The sequence below is a fragment of the Actinomadura sp. NPDC000929 genome, from assembly GCF_040492065.1.
Classification (GTDB): Bacteria; Actinomycetota; Actinomycetes; order Streptosporangiales; family Streptosporangiaceae; genus Spirillospora; species Spirillospora verrucosospora.
Map to the genome: position 1 here is coordinate 48,700 of NZ_JBEUPA010000006.1, position 15,694 is coordinate 64,393.

Sequence of the window (15,694 nt, forward strand, 5' to 3'; positions counted from 1 at the left end):
CCGACGGATTTACAGTCCCCCCGCCTAACTCCTCTGGCCTGTGCATACACCACTCAAGGACCGCGCTTAGGCCCGTATTGGGCACAGCCGCCGTAAAGCAGCGCGCATCGTTCCGGAGGGCTCACCCGCGCGAACGGCGCCCAAGGTGTGACAGACCGCTTCGCGCGGGTGTGCCCTCCGGCCCGCGGGGGGCTGGGGGCCGCGAGGCCCCCGCTTCGCGCTCGCTGAGCCCAGTTCATCAGGGCGCCGTACCATCTTTACTCCTGTTGGACCGAAGCTATTGCAGTGGGATCCACTAGCTTCGCATCGACCGCCATCTTCTTCTGACGGACTAGGTCAAAGGCGCAGCGCCGCCACGACGCTCGCGGCGAGGTCCCAACGAGCGAGAAAGAGGTCCTCGATCTGCAGCCGCGTAGCGTCGATCTTGGCCCTGTGCTGGGTCATCCGCCGCTCCGGAGTGGAGGAAGTTTTTGCGTGCAGATTGCGAAGAGCGACCATCTTAGAGGCGACATCGTTGTGAAACTCCACGTCGACGGAGTCGTTAAAGTCGAGTCGCGGAACCGGAACATCATTCATTACGGCTGTTCCCCTGGCGACGTAACCATCGCGGAAGGCGCTGCCGCGCTTGCGCAAAAAGAACTCGATGGGCCGCTGGTCAAGTAGCGCGAGCACGAAGTCGAGTGAGTAGCCGAGATTCCGGGGGTAGAGCGCGATCTCACCTGCGGTACCACCGGACTGGTAGACGATCCCCACTGTGTCGAGGCCGTACTTGCCGCCGCGCTGGTTGGTCGAGTAGAAGATCTTCGGTGCTTGGGTGCAGTAGCCGATAGCCTGCACGCGCCCGTACACGTAGAACGCCTTCGCGCGCTCCCGAGATGGGACGTTACGCTTGTCCATCAGCGCCCTGTGGGCTGTCAGGTACTTGTAGGCGAGCGGATACTGCTCTCTCATGTCCGCCTCAGGGATTACTTCGAACCCGGACAGGTTCTGGGCAGCTGAGGTCGGCTGGTACGGATAAACTATGAGGGCATCTGCTTGCACCTCGAAGTGTGAGCGAACTCCAGTGGAGTCGTCCAGGTAGGGCCGGGTGACATCCTCCTCGATACGCCAGGTCGCCCCACTCTTGGTGAACTCGACGATCCCGTTAGATACTTCGGGATTTGTGATCACGTAGACCGAGTTGAGGCTCGTCTGTACGCCGTTGCGGGCCTCTACGACCTCTTTCATCTGGATCGAGTTCTGGCGAATCTTTGCCAGAACTCGTTCCTCATTCGCGTCTGCCGGAAGGACCAGAGGTTCCTCGGGACCCTCTGGAAGATGTCGAACACTGAGGGTGCGGTGCACTCCGGCACCGGCCAAGAAGTCATTGATGGTGTCAGGCTCGGCGTACTCGAAATCGGTGGCCGCCGCGCGCTTCACGACTAGCGAGCAAATGTAGATCGACTTGTTCTCAAAGACTTGGACGTGTCGGAAATTCACGAGCCGTCGCAGCGTTCCCACAGATCGAAGCATGGCCCTAAACCGAGGTCCGGCCTCGATGGTCATCCACTTGTTCGGGATTACAACGCCGAGGACACCCCTGTCGTTGAGGTGGTCGACAGCGAACTCGACGAACGCGAAGTACTTGTCGAACTGTTGATGAGATGTCGTATATTCTCTCTTGATGTAGGCAAATTCCCATTTATCATACAACTTCATTTGCTCGGTGCTCATGTAAGGCGGATTGCCCACGATGAGGTCGAACGATACGGGGAGACCGACCTGAGCGAGCGCGATAGGCTGAGTTACCTCCTCGGCACCCGAAGGAGCCGCCGCCGGCATCGCTCGAACCAATGTGTTCCCATGGGCGATATTTGCGCTCAGGTCGGGCAGGATACTCCGCTCGCGCGCGGGGAGGGTCTCACGCCGCTCATCCTCCAGGAGACGGACAAGTAGGCTGAACCTGGCCACTTCGACCGCGTTGAAGTCGATGTCGATACCGAAGCAGTAATCCACCAGGAGGCGCCGTTTCTCCTTGAAGGCGAGCCTGTAGGTGTGTTCGGCGACCTTCAAGAGACCGGGGCGTCCTCCTATTCCAGTACGGCGAATTACCTCGCGCTCGATTAGGGCATCGAACACCGATACGAGGAAGCGCCCCGACCCGACCGCGAAGTCGAGCGTCTTCGGTAGGTCGACGTCGACATTGTCGACGGCCGCGCGGATCGTGGCAGTGACGAGCTCCTGCGGTGTGGTCACGACATCGCGCTTGGCGTACTCACGCTTCTTGTTGAGTCGCACCGTGGGGCAGCCGCCAGTTCTGATGATGGCGAGGTGCTCAGCCAAGGATGCCTCGTAGACGAGACCCAGGAAGTTTGCGTCGAGGACAGCAAACGAGAATGGAGAAAGTGGCGCGTAGAGATTGTCGACGATGGACTTTAGGACTGTCGCGCTAACCATTAGGACTGGGTCGTTCGGAGCGCCAGCCGTTCGGAAGATTCCGGTGTTATAGCGGTCGTTGAGACGCTTGAAGAGCCCGACGACGTCAGTCGTAGTGCCATTGAACGCATCGCGCAGAACACCTTCGCCCTCGATGCCCCGATCCTCGCACATGCGGACGAATACGAGGCGGTTGAGAATACGCTGGACGGCATCGTTAATCTCTGCTTCAGTCATCGTCGCGTTTCCAGCCACGAGACTCTCGCCCAACATGAGGCGCCACTTGTTGAACTGCTGGACAAAGCGTTGGTCGGCGGGCAGAGGCGCCTGGGACAGGACGGCCATGAACTGCTTGAGCCAGTCGGGGGCGTGCACGGCTTCACGCCCGATGAGGCACTCGAGCTTGTCCCAATTCTCGACGAGCTCCTGGTAGTCGCACTCGAACTTGAGTGCCGTAGTGGCCGTGTCCTCTGGCCCGATGGGAACGCTCGTGTCGAAGATGCGGACGTGCCGGAAGTTGGTGAGTACCGCGATCGGGTGCTGCTTCGTCCAGCCGTACGCGCGGGTCTGACGGATCGCCTCCATGTCGATAAGCACGTCCACCGACGGCTTCTTCGCCTCCACGTACAACTTGCCGACGCCATCGACGCGGAGGGTATAGTCGGGGCGCTTGTTGGAGGTGTCCTCCTGCTGCTGACTCTCTTCGCGGACTACCTCTCGCTTCGACGGAGTCAGGCCTTGCTGGTTCTCGATGTCCCAACCGAGAGCCCGCAGGAGCGGGTCGATGAACTCGCTGCGGGCATCCGCTTCCAGATACCGCCTCCGAGAGTCGGTGTAGTAGTCGAAGTCGGCGGCGAACCTCTCGACCAGCCTCCGGACGGTGGCCTTGCTGTCAGCTTTCACGCCGGCTGCGCCTCCCGGAGCTGTCGGCCCGTCAGCCGTCGATGCACGTGCTGGGTCACGCTGAGGTCATCGCTGGAAGCCCCCGCTCTGCTAAGTACTATGTCGTCCTGGGCCGTCAAGGTCTGCCTCATACCCACACCTTTGCGGAAGCGACGGTCGAACCGCAACAGTCCACCGGGATTCACCTCGACGATCGGGATCAGGAGTGGAGGATCTCGGAACGCCCGAATTCGAGGACGTGAAGTGTGGGCCTCGACGCTGTCGAAAGGCTCCATACTCCGCGACGAGCGGAAGTGTCACGTCGCAAAGAAGATGATTCCATGCAAACTCGCTTGGACGTGCAGAATGCCGGAACTGTGAAGCTTTGCAGCATGGCGCCGTGAACAGGAGGTTGCGATCAATACTGAGAATGTGAGAGTATTCGCTGGCGACTACCCGAAGGCGGCTCATGAAAGTGTCTGACGAAGTATCCGCAGAAAAACTTCGCGGCGGCTTCTACTCCCCCGCGGGCCTGGTCAAGGTTTGCCTCGACCGTGTGGCGGACCTACTTGGGGATCGGCGAGAGATTCGGCTGCTTGAGCCCAGTGCCGGAAATGGAGCATTCCTTCGCGGGACGCTGCAACATCCCCTAAAAGAGAAAATCTCTCAGATGACTCTCGTGGAGATTGTTGAGTCGGAGGCTGAACTATGTCGACAGAGTGCGACCTCCGCCTCCCTCACGTCAAGCGTGCTTCATGGGAGTTTCCTCAGCGAGATCATCAAGATGGAACCAACCTTTGACGCTGCAGTTGGCAACCCACCTTTCGTTCGATTCCAGTTCGTCGATCCCACAGAGAGGCGCCATGCCGAGGCAATCGCCACGCAACTCGGCGTGACACTTCGAGGGGTTTCCAATCTCTGGATTCCCATACTCTACAAGGCGATAGCCTCCCTCAATCAGGGGGGTGCATTTGCCTTCATCGTTCCGGCCGAATGTCTTACGGGCATATCTGCAGCGGATGCTCGACGATGGCTGCTAAGAAACACAAAGCAGCTTAGAATAGATCTTTTCCTGCCGGGCTCTTTCCCGACGGTCCTACAAGAGGTCGTTGTAATCAGCGGCGTGAAAACATCCTATAATCCTCGAAGCACACACTCTGTCACAGTCGTTGACCACGACAGTTCAACAAGGATATGGGATCACTCCATTTTTGCAGATGAGCCCACTTGGACCAAGCTTCTCATGTCGCCAACGCACGTTAGCGCACTAGACGAAGCTTCTAGCCTTCCTGGCTGCATCCATCTAGGCGGTGTAGCAAAGTTCAGCGTGGCAACGGTCACCGGTGCCAACGACTTCTTCTCAGTCGACGAAACGACAATAAAGAACTACGAACTCGAAGCATGGGCAAGACCGCTGCTGCCTCGCATACGAAACGCCCCTGGTCTTCGCTTCACAGCTGACGACTTCCTAGAAATCTCAAAGAATCAGATCAAGTCTTACCTCCTGGATTTTTCGTCTTCCGCGCCCGACCCCATGCTCTTTGAGGGACCCCGGGAATACCTGGAGCAAGGCGAAGGAAAGCTACTCCATAAGCGTTACAAATGCCGTATACGCTCGCCTTGGTATCGCGTTCCTGTTGTATCTCCTGGGGACCTGCTTCTCTCGAAGAGATCGCACCATTACCCCAGAGTGGTTCTCAACGAAAAGAGAGCCATCACTACCGACACTATTTATCAAGCCAAACTCGCCCCTACATATTCCGATAAAGGTACAGCCCTGACGGCAGGTTTCCATAATTCACTAACGCTTCTCAGTGCCGAAATCGAGGGGAGAAGTTTCGGAGGCGGCGTCCTGGAGCTTGTACCTAGCGAAGTAGCGCGACTCAAAGTTTTCGTCTCCGAGCAATTGACCGGGGAACTCGAGAGCCTCGACAAGATTGCTCGGTCTTCCGCGCCGGAGCGTGAAGATCTTCTCGTGGAGGAAACTGATAGACGGCTTTCGAAAGCCATCGGCGGACTCAATGATTCACTGATGACAAGTCTCGCGGAGGCTCGCGCATCGCTACAACGCCGTCGTCATGACCGAAGTAGCGTTGGTTCGTAACCGGTCGGCCAGCCCAGCAGCCGACAAATCGGGCGGTGTCCGCCGCTGGGCTGGTCGGCGGGTCGGCCGGAACAGGCCGCACGCCCGCCGACCAGCTCAGCGGGCGTCCGCGTAGCGGGCGCCCTTGAAGACGTATTGAAAGTCCTCATCCGGCAGAGTGTGAGGGCTGCTGACCTGCGGGTTTGGTTGGTGGTGTTGCTCGTCTCGTCTCGGGGGCCTTGGTTGGGGCTCGTGGGTGGTAGAACGCTCGGTTATGGGTGCTGAGCGGCTTGAGGAGATCGGGCGGGAGTTGCGGCGGCTTCGGACCTCGGCGGGGTTGTCCGGGGTTGGCCTGGCGGCTCGGGCTGGGGTTCCTCAGCCGACGGTGTCTCGGGTGGAGACCGGGCGGCGGGTTTCTGATCCGGAGGTGGTTGCCCGGTTGGTCGGGGCTCTGGAGGTGGGGCCGGCTGAGGCTGAGCGGCTGCTGGGTCTGGTGCGTGAGGCTTATGCGGAGACCTCCCGGCGGGTGGATGCGGGGGTGTCGTTCCGGAGCGGGGCCAGTGTGGAGCTGCTTGCGGGGGCTCGGGTTGTCCGGGCGTTCGAGCCTGTGGTGATGCCTCGGTTGTTGTGGACGGGAGAGTATGCGGCTGCGATCGGGGCGGACGTCGCCGGCGTCTCGGTGCTGGACAACGATGGCGGCCGGTTCGTGGTCCTGGTGGCGGAGGCCGTCTTGCGGACGTGGCCGGGGTCGGGTGAGTGCATGGCGGGGCAGCTTGCTCACCTGGCGGAGGTGTCGGGGCGGGCGAACGTGCGGTTGGGGATCGTCCCGGGGGCGGCGGTGTCGCGTGTGCCGCTTCATGGGTTCTCGGTGTACGACGATGCGGCGGTGTCGGTGGAGACGTTCACGCGCGAGCTGACCTTGACCGACGAGGACGAGGTGCGGGCGTACGTGGAGATCTTCGAGGGGTTCGAGCGGGCGGCCATGTTCGGGGACGAGGCCCAGGCGCTGGTGGACCGGGCGGCCGGTGATCTGCGGAAAGTTCTGCGTTCTATTCACTGAGCGTATTGAATAGCCCCCTAGACCTGTCATACGCTGCGTGTCCCCCGGGGTGTTCAGCCCCCTAGACGCGCGGGTGGTGATCGACGTGACGCGCTTGTCCCGGCTGTTCGCGGGCCGACCCGAATCGATCAGTGAGGCGAGAGCCTTCGGGCGGGCCTTCATCGCCGACCGTGTCCCGGACGAGGTTGCCGGGCTGGTCGAACTGGTCGTGAGTGAGCTGTGCACGAACGCCGTGGAACACACGGCCAGCGGGGAGGACGATGGCAACTTCGTCCTCGAACTGGAGTTGCAGGACGGGCATGTGCGGGTGGCAGTGGTCGACATGGGGGCCCAGACGCAACCGACGGTGAACGATGAACCGAGCGGCCCGGATGCCGTGTCCGGGCGTGGGCTGTTCCTCGTCGACGCGGTCTCCAAAGCATGGGGCAGCGAACATGTTCGGGTCGGGCGGCGTGTCTGGGCGGACGTCGTCGGCGCGGCGGTGTGAGCGGTCCGCCGATACCGCGTCGGCGGCGGCGTCTGCGCGTTGTCAGTTCCTCAACGGGGCGTGAGCTTTCCGGCACCTTGTCTAGAGTCCTAGACTCCCTGGTGGATGCCGGAGGGGGTGTCATGCCAGGCGAGTTGGAGCGCATCGCGCAGATCGATGACCCGTACGAACTGCTTCGGGCTGCAACTGAGCGCTTGGCAGAGGCTCAACAGGAGGTCACCGAACTGGCGCGGCTGCGGCGGCGACTGATTCAGGACCTGCATGCGCAAGGGATGTCGTACGCGCAGATCGCGCAAGCGGCGGGGCTGAGCCGCGGGCGTATCCATCAGATCCGGCACACGGGGCCGGCGCCTGAGGGCGCGTTCCTGGGGTCGGGTGAGGTCACCGTCGTGACTCCCCTGCGGCCCGACCCTGCGAGCGATCGGACATATGTCGCGCTGGACGACTTGAGGACCGGGCAGCGACTGGAAGACCTGGCGCGGACGTTCGACCTGACCGTGAAGTCCGATCATGTCGGGCTCGATGGCGGGATCGACCTCAACCGTGCCGGGATGCTGGTTATCTGCGGGCCCCGGATGTCCCCCGCGATGCAGGAGGCGTACGGCAAGGATCCCGTTCTTCAGTGGGAGCGGGATGAGGTCGGGTGGCTGCTTCGCGACACTCGGACCGGCGACGGACATCGGTCCGGGCAGGAAGACGATCCGGCGCGGAACTATGACGTGGGCTATCTGGGGCGGCTGCCTCGACCGGACGGCAAGGGAAGCTTCCTGGCCATCGCCGGTATCCATCCTGAGGGGTCGCTCGGTGTGGTCCATCTGCTGACCACGGATATCGGGAGCCTGTGGGGGCAGGTCGGCAACGAACGGTTCTCGGTCGTGGTCGGCACCGAGTACACCGCGGACACCCATGAGCCGGTGCGGACGGAGTTGCTGACCCCGATCTACCGGCACGACGAGGCGCCGACCTGACGAGGAACGTATGCGCGTGCTGATCGCCAGCGAACCGGGGCACCCTGAGCGGGACAACGAGGACTTCGCGGCGGCGGCGCCTGGGCTGCTGCTCGTGGTCGACGGTGCCGGCACCCCGGCCGGTGTCGAGTCGGGGTGCTCGCACTCGGTCGCCTGGTACGCGCGCAACCTCGGCGGGCTGCTCCTGGCCGCCGCTGGTGACGTCGCCGTGGGCCTGGACGAGGCGCTCGCAGTGAGCATCGACCGCGTCAACGCGCTGCATGCGACATCGTGCGATCTCGGCCACCCGGGCTCACCCTCGGCAACCGTGGCGCTCGCAAGGATCCGTGACGGGCACCTTGAACACCTGGTGCTCTCGGACGCCGTTCTCGTCCTCGATCGCCTCGACCAGGCGCCGACCGCCGTCAGCGACGATCGGCTTGCCGACGTGATCGCCCGGTTGGACGAACCGGCCGGGCCCTGTGTTGTCGGCAGCGACAAGCACGCGAAACGCCTGCGGACTCGGGTCGAACGGCTCGCCTCCTACCGCAACCAGCCCGGCGGGTTCTGGGTGGCCAGCACCAAGCCGGAGGCGGCACACGAGGCGCTGATCGGGTCGACACCACTCGCCGAGCTGGCGGCGGTCGCGCTGCTGAGTGACGGCGCTAGCCGGCTGGTCGACCACTTCCGACTGATGGTCTGGGCGGATCTGCTCGGCGTCCTCCGCAAGGACGGGCCGCGAGGACTGATCGCACGGACACGCGAGGTCGAGTCGACCGACCCGGACGGGGCCCGGTGGCCGCGCGGCAAGGCATCTGACGATGCGAGCGCCGTCTACTGGACCGTCCAAGACTGAACTTCGAGCGAGGCTGTAGACCCCCCTAGACAGTCGCTCGTTCCTCGCCTGTGTTCTACGTGTACCCCCCTAGACAGTCCGCTCGCGGATCGAGTTGGATCGAAGTGTCTAGGGGGGTGGACGACAGGAGAGAACCTTGCGGAACATCCCGGTGGACGTGTCGGCGCTGACGTTCGTCTGCGTCTCCCCGCCGCGTCCCAAGCTGGTCAACCAGGACACGGGGGAGGTGAAGACGGACCGCAACGGGCAGACGGTGTTCACAGTCGGGCTGTCGGCCGCTGACCCGATGGGGCGGGTTGACCTGCTCAACGTCGCGGTGACCGGGGACCAGTCGATCACGCTCGGGGAGGTCGTCACGCCGGTCGGACTGGTCGCCTTCCCCTGGGAGGCGGTTCTCGGCGGTGAGAAGCGGTGGGGCGTCGCCTACCGCGCTGAGCGCATCGCCCCCGTGTCGGCCGTCCCGGCGTCGGACTCGTCCGCTCCGGCGGGCGTGGCCTGAACGGGTCGCCGTCATGACTGACTTCGTCCTGGTGCTCGGGGTCCTGGCCGCTGCGGCGGCCGGGCTCTGGGCCTGGCGCCGGTATCACCCGGTGTCGTTCTGGTACGGCGTCGGATTCCCGGCCCGTGCGGTGCTGGTGTACCTGACGTGGCATCACGTCGCCTCCGGGTGCAAGCTCACCCGCAACCGGCGCCGGTTCCGCCTCACCCTCGACGCCATCCCCGTGGTCGGGCCCGCCTCCCGCTCCGCCGCAACCGTGGTCGAGCACAAGCGGCGGGTACGGCGGGTCGACGTCGAGCGCTCACCCCGCCTCGGCCTCCTGCGGCCGACTCGGCTTGGGTGGCGGATGCGGCTGCGCCTGCACGACGGGCAAGTCCCCGCCGACTACGAGAAAGCCGCGGAGGGGATCGCGCACGCTTGGCGCGTCCACTCGGTGCGGGTGGTCGACGTGCGGCCCGGCCGCGTCACCCTGTGGGCCACCATGCGTGACCCGCTGGTCGAGGTGGTCGCCGTGCCCGAAACCGGTGAGCTTCTGACCGTGCGTCCGGGCAAGCTGGAGAACGGCCGTGACTGGGTGATCGACTTCCGCGCGGTGCCGCACTGGCTCAACGTCGGCGCGACTCAGTCCGGTAAGTCGAACATGGCCAACGCCCTGCTCAAGGGTCTGGCTCCGCAACCGGTCGCCCTGGTCGGCTTCGACCTCAAGGGCGGAGTCGAGTTCACCCCCTACGCGCCACGACTCTCGGCGCTGGCGACCACGCGTAAAGAGTCGGTCGATCTGCTCGTCGACCTGGTGGGCGAGGTCGAGAACCGCATGGCCACCTGCCGGGCGCACGGGGCGCGCAACGTATGGACACTGCCGGAAGATCTGCGGCCGATGCCTATCGTGGTCCTGGTGGACGAGGTCGCCGAACTATTCCTCATGGCCGACAAGTCCGAGAAAGACGAGGTGGCCAAGACCGCTACCGCGCTCCTGCGGGTCGCTCAGCTCGGTCGGGCGTTCGCCGTCTACCTGATCGTGTGCGGGCAACGCGTCGGCTCCGACCTCGGGCCGGGCGTTACCGCGCTGCGGGCCCAGTTGTCGGGGCGGGTATGCCACCACGTCAACGACCCGGAGACGGCGAACATGGCGCTCGGCGACCTCGACCCCGCCGCCCTGGACGCCGCCCGCGCCATCCCCGCTGAGACTCCCGGCGTGTGCATCGTCGCCGGCCAAGACGGCTCATGGCACCGCGCCCGGTCCGTCTACGTCCCCGAACACGAAGCCGAACAAGCCGCGCGCGACTACGCGCACCTGACCCCGGACTGGGAGACCCTCGTCGGCTCCGCCCCGGTCATCCGCCCCGCCGCCTAGACGCCTCTCCTCACCTTCCCGGCTCGGCGTGAGCCCTGATCGCGCCACGTCCCTACCGAACCATGTCCGAAACCGGTCCTGGAGGCTGCCCGATGGTCGCCCACACTCGTGCCCTTCGTCCCCGCCCGCGTCCCCGATTCGTCGCCCTCGTGTCCCCCTCGTCCCCGTCCTCGGGCTCGTCCCGGGTGGCGTCGGTGTCGTCCTGGGACGTGTGGCCGGTCGGAGTCGAGTGGGACGAGTTCCGCTCACTGCACATCGCCCGCTGCCAGCAGTGCGCCGAGGCGTTCGCCTCCTCGTCCCCGGCGCAAGCCGACGACTGGACCGACCTCCATCGCTGTGACCCCGAACTGGTCGCCCTGCTCGCCCTCGTCACCGACCAGCGGGCCGCATGAGTCGCCGTCTGTTCGGCGCGGTGGCTGATTCCGGGCCGGTGGTGGTGCTGGCTGGGATCGCGGCGGCGGGGTCGTTCACCCACATTCGCGACACGGCGACCGAGCATGGTCAAGGCGGGTGGATGGCTTGGGCTATCGCGGTCTGCATCGACCTGACGTGCGTCATGGCTGCCGGGGAACGCCAGCGAGACAAGAGCACCGGGCGGGAAACAGGGCGACTGTCGTGGCCGACCGTCGTCCTAATCGGCGGAATCCTGCTCTCCCTCGCTGCCAACCTCGCCCAAGCCGATCCCTCGGTGTGGGGCTGGATCACCGCGGGCACTCCTGCGGGTGCGTTTCTGGTCGCGGTGTCGATGCTGGAGCGGCGAAAGGCTGGCACCCGGGCGGCGGATCGCACCTCGCCCGTCCCTGAGTCCTTCGGCCGTCCCGACCCGGCCCCGGTCGTCTCGTCCTCGTCCTCGTCCGGCTCGTCCTCACCGCCGTCCCCGTGGGTGGTGTGGGAGGACGAACACCCCACCGTCGCCGCCGCCGTCCCCGCTGCTCAGGACGAACCCCGCGACCGCGACCACGACGAGCAGGACGGACAGACCTCCATCCCCGTCCCCGTCCCGGCCGCAGCCCCAGCCGCCGAGGAAACCGCGGTGCCCGCGCCCGATCCCGCTCCGGCCGCCCCGCTGGTCGACTTCGCACGCCGCGTCGCCTCCGAGCACGAAAGCCGGCACGGGCGCCCGATCACCCGTGACGCGCTGCGCGCCCGGCTCGGCGTCTCCAACCAACTCGCCTCGGACCTGCTCCGCCAACTCCGCACCGAACAGCCCCAAGCAACCGCGTCCGTCTCCTGACCTCTGGAGGAACCCGCCATGACCTCGCCCGCTGAACTGACCGGCCAGACCTCCCTTCCTGTGCCCGGTGACCTGTTCGCCCGCCACCAGACCATCGCCGGCCTGCGCGCCCTGGCCGACTTCCTGGAGGCCAACCCGGCCGTGCCAATCAAGGAGTACGGCGGGGACTACAACGTCTACACCCGCACCGGAGACGACGCCGCAGCGGTCGCCGTAGTCGACCAGGTCGCAGCACTCCTGAACACCGAAGTCACCGACGACCGCCCCCACGGCGGCCACTACATCGCCTCCAAGACCTTCGGCCGCATCACCTACCAAATGGTCCACATCCCCGCCCGACAGATGGACGAGCACCACGCCCACATCAGCTACCGCGACAACATCCGCCTCGACCCCGATCAGGACGGCGACCAGGGACGGGCAGCCTGATGCGCGCTCGGCCAACTCGTCGCCGCTGGGGCATGTGCCGATGGAAGTGCGGGACGTGCGGCGGGGGCGGGGTCGCCTCCGACGGCTCCACCTGCCCCGACTGCAACGGCCACGGCCACACCTGACAGGAGGACACCGGATGTTCCTGCGTCGCTGTGCCTTCGGCTGCTTCTGGCTGGTCCTGGGCCTGTTCGTCGTCCGTCAGCCCGAATCCGCCGCGCACGCCGTTCGCGCCTTCATTCAGGGCCTGGCCCTGCTCGCCGACGCGCTCTCGCTGCTCGTCTCGGCGTTCTAGCTCCGCCCCCGGCGCGGCCACAAGCCGCCAAGCAAGAGAGCCGCGCCGGGGGCCCGTCCCCACTAGCCACCTGAACGGATAGGGAGACCCGTCCATCGTGCCGCAAGCTGCTCCACACGTCTCCGAGATCGCCGCGCGGGACATGGCCACGCGGTTCAACCGCCGCGACTTTCGCCGATGGGCCGCCCGCGCCCACTCCACCGGAGGATGCGCCCAACCCGTCCACCTCCGCGGACGCGTCACCCACCTAGACCGCCAAACCGGCGAGATCCTCCGCCACTACTCCACCGCCCAAGAACCCGGCGGGGCACTCCGGGTGGCGTGTAAAACCCGGCGCGCGTCGCGGTGTCCGGCTTGCGCTGAGGTCTACCGCGCCGACACCTACCAGCTCGTCCGGGCGGGCCTGGTCGGCGGCAAGGGTGTACCGGACACCGTGAGCACTCACCCGGCGGCCTTTGTCACGCTCACCGCGCCCTCGTTCGGGCCCGTCCACTCCCGCCGCACCGGCAAGGCCGGCGGCGTGGTCGCATGCCGTCCTCGACGCGACGGCGGGGCCTGTCCGCATGGGCGGCCGGTCTCCTGCACCGTCCGGCACGGGGACGCAGACCCGCGCCTCGGGCAACCCATCTGCCCGGACTGCTTCGACTACGCGGGGGCCGTGCTATGGAACGCCCACGCTCCTGAACTGTGGCGACGGTTCGCCCTGGCCTTCCGCCGTTACGTCGCCCGATCGGCGGGCCTGCGAGTCGCCGACCTGCGGGACGTCCTCACCGTCTCCTTCGCCAAGGTCGCCGAGTATCAGCGGCGCGGCCTGGTCCACTTCCACGCCGTCATCCGCCTCGACGGACCCGGCGGCCCCGACGCATCCCCGCCCGTCTGGGCCACCCTCGCCCTCCTCGAAGCGGCCGTCGACCATGCGTCGGGCGCGGTCACGGTCTCTACTCCTGCGGCGGGCGGTGTCCCGGCCCTGACGCATGCCTGGGGCTCACAGATCGACGTCCGGCCGATCACCACCACGGGGGAACTGACCGATACCGCTGTGGCGGGCTACATCGCCAAATACGCCACCAAAGCCGCCGAATGCGTCGGCACCCTCGACCGCCGAATCCGGCCGACTGACGACCTGGCCGACCTGCCTGTAAGCGGCCACGCCCGGCGACTCATCGCCGAATGCCTCCGACTGGGCGCCGTCGAAGAGTTCGCGGGGCTGCGGCTGACCGAGTGGGCCCACATGCTCGGCTTCCGCGGCCACTTCTCCACCAAATCCCGCCGCTACTCCACCACCCTCGGCGCACTCCGCCAAGCCCGCATCGACCACAACCAGCACCAACACGACGAGATCACAACTGGCCGTCTGCCCTTCGACGACGACCAGGTCCTCGTCGTCGCGCACTGGCGCTACCTCGGCCAAGGCATGACACCCGGCGAAGCACTCCTCACCGCCGCACTCACCGGCAAGCCCATGCCGCCCCTCAACCCGAACGATCACGCGCAAGGGAGCCTCGCTTGACCGCGTCCACCGCCCGGGACCAACTCACCGTTCCGCAGCTCTGCGAGGAGCTACAGATCTCCCGGTCCACGTTCTACGAGTGGCGGCAGAAGGGCCGCGCGCCCGTCTGCCTGGTGCTGCCGAACGGCAGCCTTCGCGTCCGGCGCCGTGACCTTGACCGGTGGCTGGCTACCTGCGAAGAGGCCGCCTGATGGACGACACCACGTACGACGTCGTTGTCCACCAGACCGAGGTCTACAAGGGCAAGCGCACCAACAGCTACATCGTCCGGTGGAAGGTCGGTAGGAAGCGGTGGAAGGAGTCGCTTCGCAACAAGGCTCAGGCGGACAGCTTCCGGTCCTCTCTGGTCAGTGCAGCTCGCAAGGGTGAAGCATTCAGCCTCAAGACTGGCCGCCCGGTGTCGTGGCAGCGCGACGAGGACGCGATCACCTGGTACGCCTTCTCGGTCGACTACTGCGCCGCGAAGTGGCCGTACGCCTCGCCCAACCATCGGCGGGGCATTGCTGAGGCCCTGACGGACGCGACAGAAGTGCTGCTCACCTCGTCCAAGGGTGCCCCGGCGGGGGCGCTCCTTCGTGAGGCTCTGCGGGGCTGGGCGTACAGCGGGCGTCACCAGAACGGGGGCGAACCGCCTGAGCATCTGCTCCCCGCGCTGCGCTGGCTGGAGCGGAACACGATCGACATGCGGGAACTGGCATCGGACCGGCAGGGCTCGCAGATCGCGCGCCAGGTGCTCGACCGGCTGAGCAGGAAGCAAGACGGGTCACCGGCCGCCGGCAGTACGGCGACCAGGAAGCGGGCGACGTTCAACAACGCCATGGAGTACGCCTGTGAGCGGCGGATCCTGGCGGTCAACCCGCTGACCTTGGTGAAGTGGACTCGGCCCCGCGTGGCGCAGACGCTGGACCTGCGGGTGGTCGCCAATCCCGACCAGGCGCGGCGGCTCCTCGATGCCGTCCGGGCACAGGGCAAGCGTGGTGAGCGCATGGTGGGGTTCTACGCCGTCATGTACTACGCCGCGCTCCGGCCTGAGGAAGCGGTCGACCTGCGACGGGATCACCTGGTGAGCCTGCCCGACGACGGATGGGGCGAGATGCGGCTGACGCACGCTGAGCCTCGTAGCGGTTCCCGATGGACCAACAGCGGGAAGCCGCGGGATAAGCAGCCGCTCAAGCACCGGGCCCCGGGCGAGACGCGGCCGGTGCCTATCCATCCCGAGTTGGTGACGCTGCTGCGCCACCACATCAAGGCTTTCAACATCCAGCCGGAGGGGCGCCTGTTCGTCGGGCCGCGCGGCGGGATCATGACCGACCGGACGTACCTCGGCATGTGGCACAAGGCCCGACAGATGGCGCTCAGCCCCCATGAGGCAGCCTCGCCGCTCGCCGAGACGCCGTACGCCCTGCGGCATGCGGCCGTGTCCACGTGGCTCGGGGCCGGGGTGCCGGCGGCTCAGGTGGCCGAATGGGCCGGGCACAGTGTCGCCGTCCTGCTGCGGGTGTACGCCAAGTGCGTGGCCGGGCAGGAGGAGGACGCCAAGCGGCGAATTGCTGAGGCGACCAGGCCAAAGGACGGCTGAAACTTCGGCCCGTATTTGGCCCGGCCGCTCGTAGAGGGCCACTCACAGCCCGAGACAGCCGGAC

Annotated in this window: 15 protein-coding genes; 14 read left to right on the forward strand and 1 reads right to left on the reverse strand. The window is 65.8% G+C overall.

Translation table 11 applies throughout. From position 1 onward, the window contains the following. Window positions 1–336 precede the first annotated feature (336 nt). Window positions 337–3,318: an Eco57I restriction-modification methylase domain-containing protein gene (locus tag ABWI04_RS04030; protein WP_353831442.1), complete on the reverse strand. Its 2,982-nt coding sequence runs from the start codon at window positions 3,316–3,318 to the stop codon at window positions 337–339. A gap of 448 nt (window positions 3,319–3,766) precedes the next feature. Between ABWI04_RS04030 and ABWI04_RS04035 the strand changes: the two genes are divergently transcribed. The 14 genes from ABWI04_RS04035 (at window position 3,767) to ABWI04_RS04100 (ending at window position 15,630) form a co-directional block, all read left to right on the forward strand. Beyond that, window positions 3,767–5,401 carry an Eco57I restriction-modification methylase domain-containing protein gene (locus ABWI04_RS04035; RefSeq protein ID WP_353831443.1) on the forward strand — a complete coding sequence of 545 codons (1,635 nt, stop codon included), beginning with the start codon at window positions 3,767–3,769 and terminating at the stop codon, window positions 5,399–5,401. Window positions 5,402–5,654: 253 nt separating this feature from the next. Next, a complete protein-coding gene (locus ABWI04_RS04040) occupies window positions 5,655–6,440 on the forward strand; it encodes a Scr1 family TA system antitoxin-like transcriptional regulator (protein WP_353831444.1) in 786 nt (261 codons plus the stop codon). A 76-nt stretch (window positions 6,441–6,516) separates the two neighbouring features. Next, a complete protein-coding gene (locus tag ABWI04_RS04045; protein ID WP_353831445.1) occupies window positions 6,517–6,927 on the forward strand; it encodes an ATP-binding protein in 411 nt (136 codons plus the stop codon). Between the two features lie 122 nt (window positions 6,928–7,049). Next, complete coding sequence (locus ABWI04_RS04050) at window positions 7,050–7,895, forward strand: sigma-70 RNA polymerase sigma factor region 4 domain-containing protein (protein ID WP_353831446.1); 846 nt, start codon at window positions 7,050–7,052, stop codon at window positions 7,893–7,895. Between the two features lie 10 nt (window positions 7,896–7,905). After that, window positions 7,906–8,730, forward strand: coding sequence for a protein phosphatase 2C domain-containing protein (locus ABWI04_RS04055; protein WP_353831447.1), 825 nt, complete (start codon window positions 7,906–7,908; stop codon window positions 8,728–8,730). Between the two features lie 136 nt (window positions 8,731–8,866). Further along, the gene (locus ABWI04_RS04060; RefSeq protein ID WP_258943674.1) at window positions 8,867–9,229 is read left to right on the forward strand and encodes an SCO3933 family regulatory protein; all 363 of its coding nucleotides are present in this window, start codon (window positions 8,867–8,869) and stop codon (window positions 9,227–9,229) included. 13 nt (window positions 9,230–9,242) lie between these two features. After that, window positions 9,243–10,583, forward strand: a complete 1,341-nt coding sequence (locus ABWI04_RS04065) for an FtsK/SpoIIIE domain-containing protein (RefSeq protein WP_353831448.1) — start codon at window positions 9,243–9,245, stop codon at window positions 10,581–10,583. A gap of 149 nt (window positions 10,584–10,732) precedes the next feature. Next, a complete protein-coding gene (locus ABWI04_RS04070; RefSeq protein ID WP_353831449.1) occupies window positions 10,733–10,975 on the forward strand; it encodes a hypothetical protein in 243 nt (80 codons plus the stop codon). Continuing rightward, on the forward strand, window positions 10,972–11,817 hold the full coding sequence (locus ABWI04_RS04075; RefSeq protein WP_353831450.1) for a DUF2637 domain-containing protein: 846 nt from the start codon (window positions 10,972–10,974) through the stop codon (window positions 11,815–11,817). Before ABWI04_RS04070 ends, ABWI04_RS04075 begins: the two co-directional genes overlap by 4 nt. An 18-nt stretch (window positions 11,818–11,835) precedes the next feature. Further along, window positions 11,836–12,246: a hypothetical protein gene (locus ABWI04_RS04080; RefSeq protein ID WP_353831451.1), complete on the forward strand. Its 411-nt coding sequence runs from the start codon at window positions 11,836–11,838 to the stop codon at window positions 12,244–12,246. 139 nt (window positions 12,247–12,385) lie between these two features. Continuing rightward, entirely contained in the window at window positions 12,386–12,541 is a 156-nt protein-coding gene (locus tag ABWI04_RS04085) for a hypothetical protein (protein ID WP_353831452.1), read from the forward strand. Between the two features lie 142 nt (window positions 12,542–12,683). Then, on the forward strand, window positions 12,684–14,051 hold the full coding sequence (locus tag ABWI04_RS04090) for a replication initiator (protein WP_353831453.1): 1,368 nt from the start codon (window positions 12,684–12,686) through the stop codon (window positions 14,049–14,051). Then, entirely contained in the window at window positions 14,048–14,242 is a 195-nt protein-coding gene (locus ABWI04_RS04095) for a helix-turn-helix transcriptional regulator (protein WP_353831454.1), read from the forward strand. Before ABWI04_RS04090 ends, ABWI04_RS04095 begins: the two co-directional genes overlap by 4 nt. Further along, a complete protein-coding gene (locus ABWI04_RS04100; protein ID WP_353831455.1) occupies window positions 14,242–15,630 on the forward strand; it encodes a tyrosine-type recombinase/integrase in 1,389 nt (462 codons plus the stop codon). The genes ABWI04_RS04095 and ABWI04_RS04100 overlap by 1 nt, the downstream gene beginning before the upstream one ends. Window positions 15,631–15,694: the final 64 nt, after the last annotated feature.

Coding starts and splice junctions, on each gene's coding strand:
- ABWI04_RS04035 (WP_353831443.1), top strand. CDS start 3,767: ATGAAAGTGTCTGACGAAGTATCCGCAGAAAAACTTCGCGGCGGCTTC.
- ABWI04_RS04040 (WP_353831444.1), top strand. CDS start 5,655: ATGGGTGCTGAGCGGCTTGAGGAGATCGGGCGGGAGTTGCGGCGGCTT.
- ABWI04_RS04050 (WP_353831446.1), top strand. CDS start 7,050: ATGCCAGGCGAGTTGGAGCGCATCGCGCAGATCGATGACCCGTACGAA.
- ABWI04_RS04055 (WP_353831447.1), top strand. CDS start 7,906: ATGCGCGTGCTGATCGCCAGCGAACCGGGGCACCCTGAGCGGGACAAC.
- ABWI04_RS04065 (WP_353831448.1), top strand. CDS start 9,243: ATGACTGACTTCGTCCTGGTGCTCGGGGTCCTGGCCGCTGCGGCGGCC.
- ABWI04_RS04075 (WP_353831450.1), top strand. CDS start 10,972: ATGAGTCGCCGTCTGTTCGGCGCGGTGGCTGATTCCGGGCCGGTGGTG.
- ABWI04_RS04080 (WP_353831451.1), top strand. CDS start 11,836: ATGACCTCGCCCGCTGAACTGACCGGCCAGACCTCCCTTCCTGTGCCC.
- ABWI04_RS04085 (WP_353831452.1), top strand. CDS start 12,386: ATGTTCCTGCGTCGCTGTGCCTTCGGCTGCTTCTGGCTGGTCCTGGGC.
- ABWI04_RS04090 (WP_353831453.1), top strand. CDS start 12,684: ATGGCCACGCGGTTCAACCGCCGCGACTTTCGCCGATGGGCCGCCCGC.
- ABWI04_RS04100 (WP_353831455.1), top strand. CDS start 14,242: ATGGACGACACCACGTACGACGTCGTTGTCCACCAGACCGAGGTCTAC.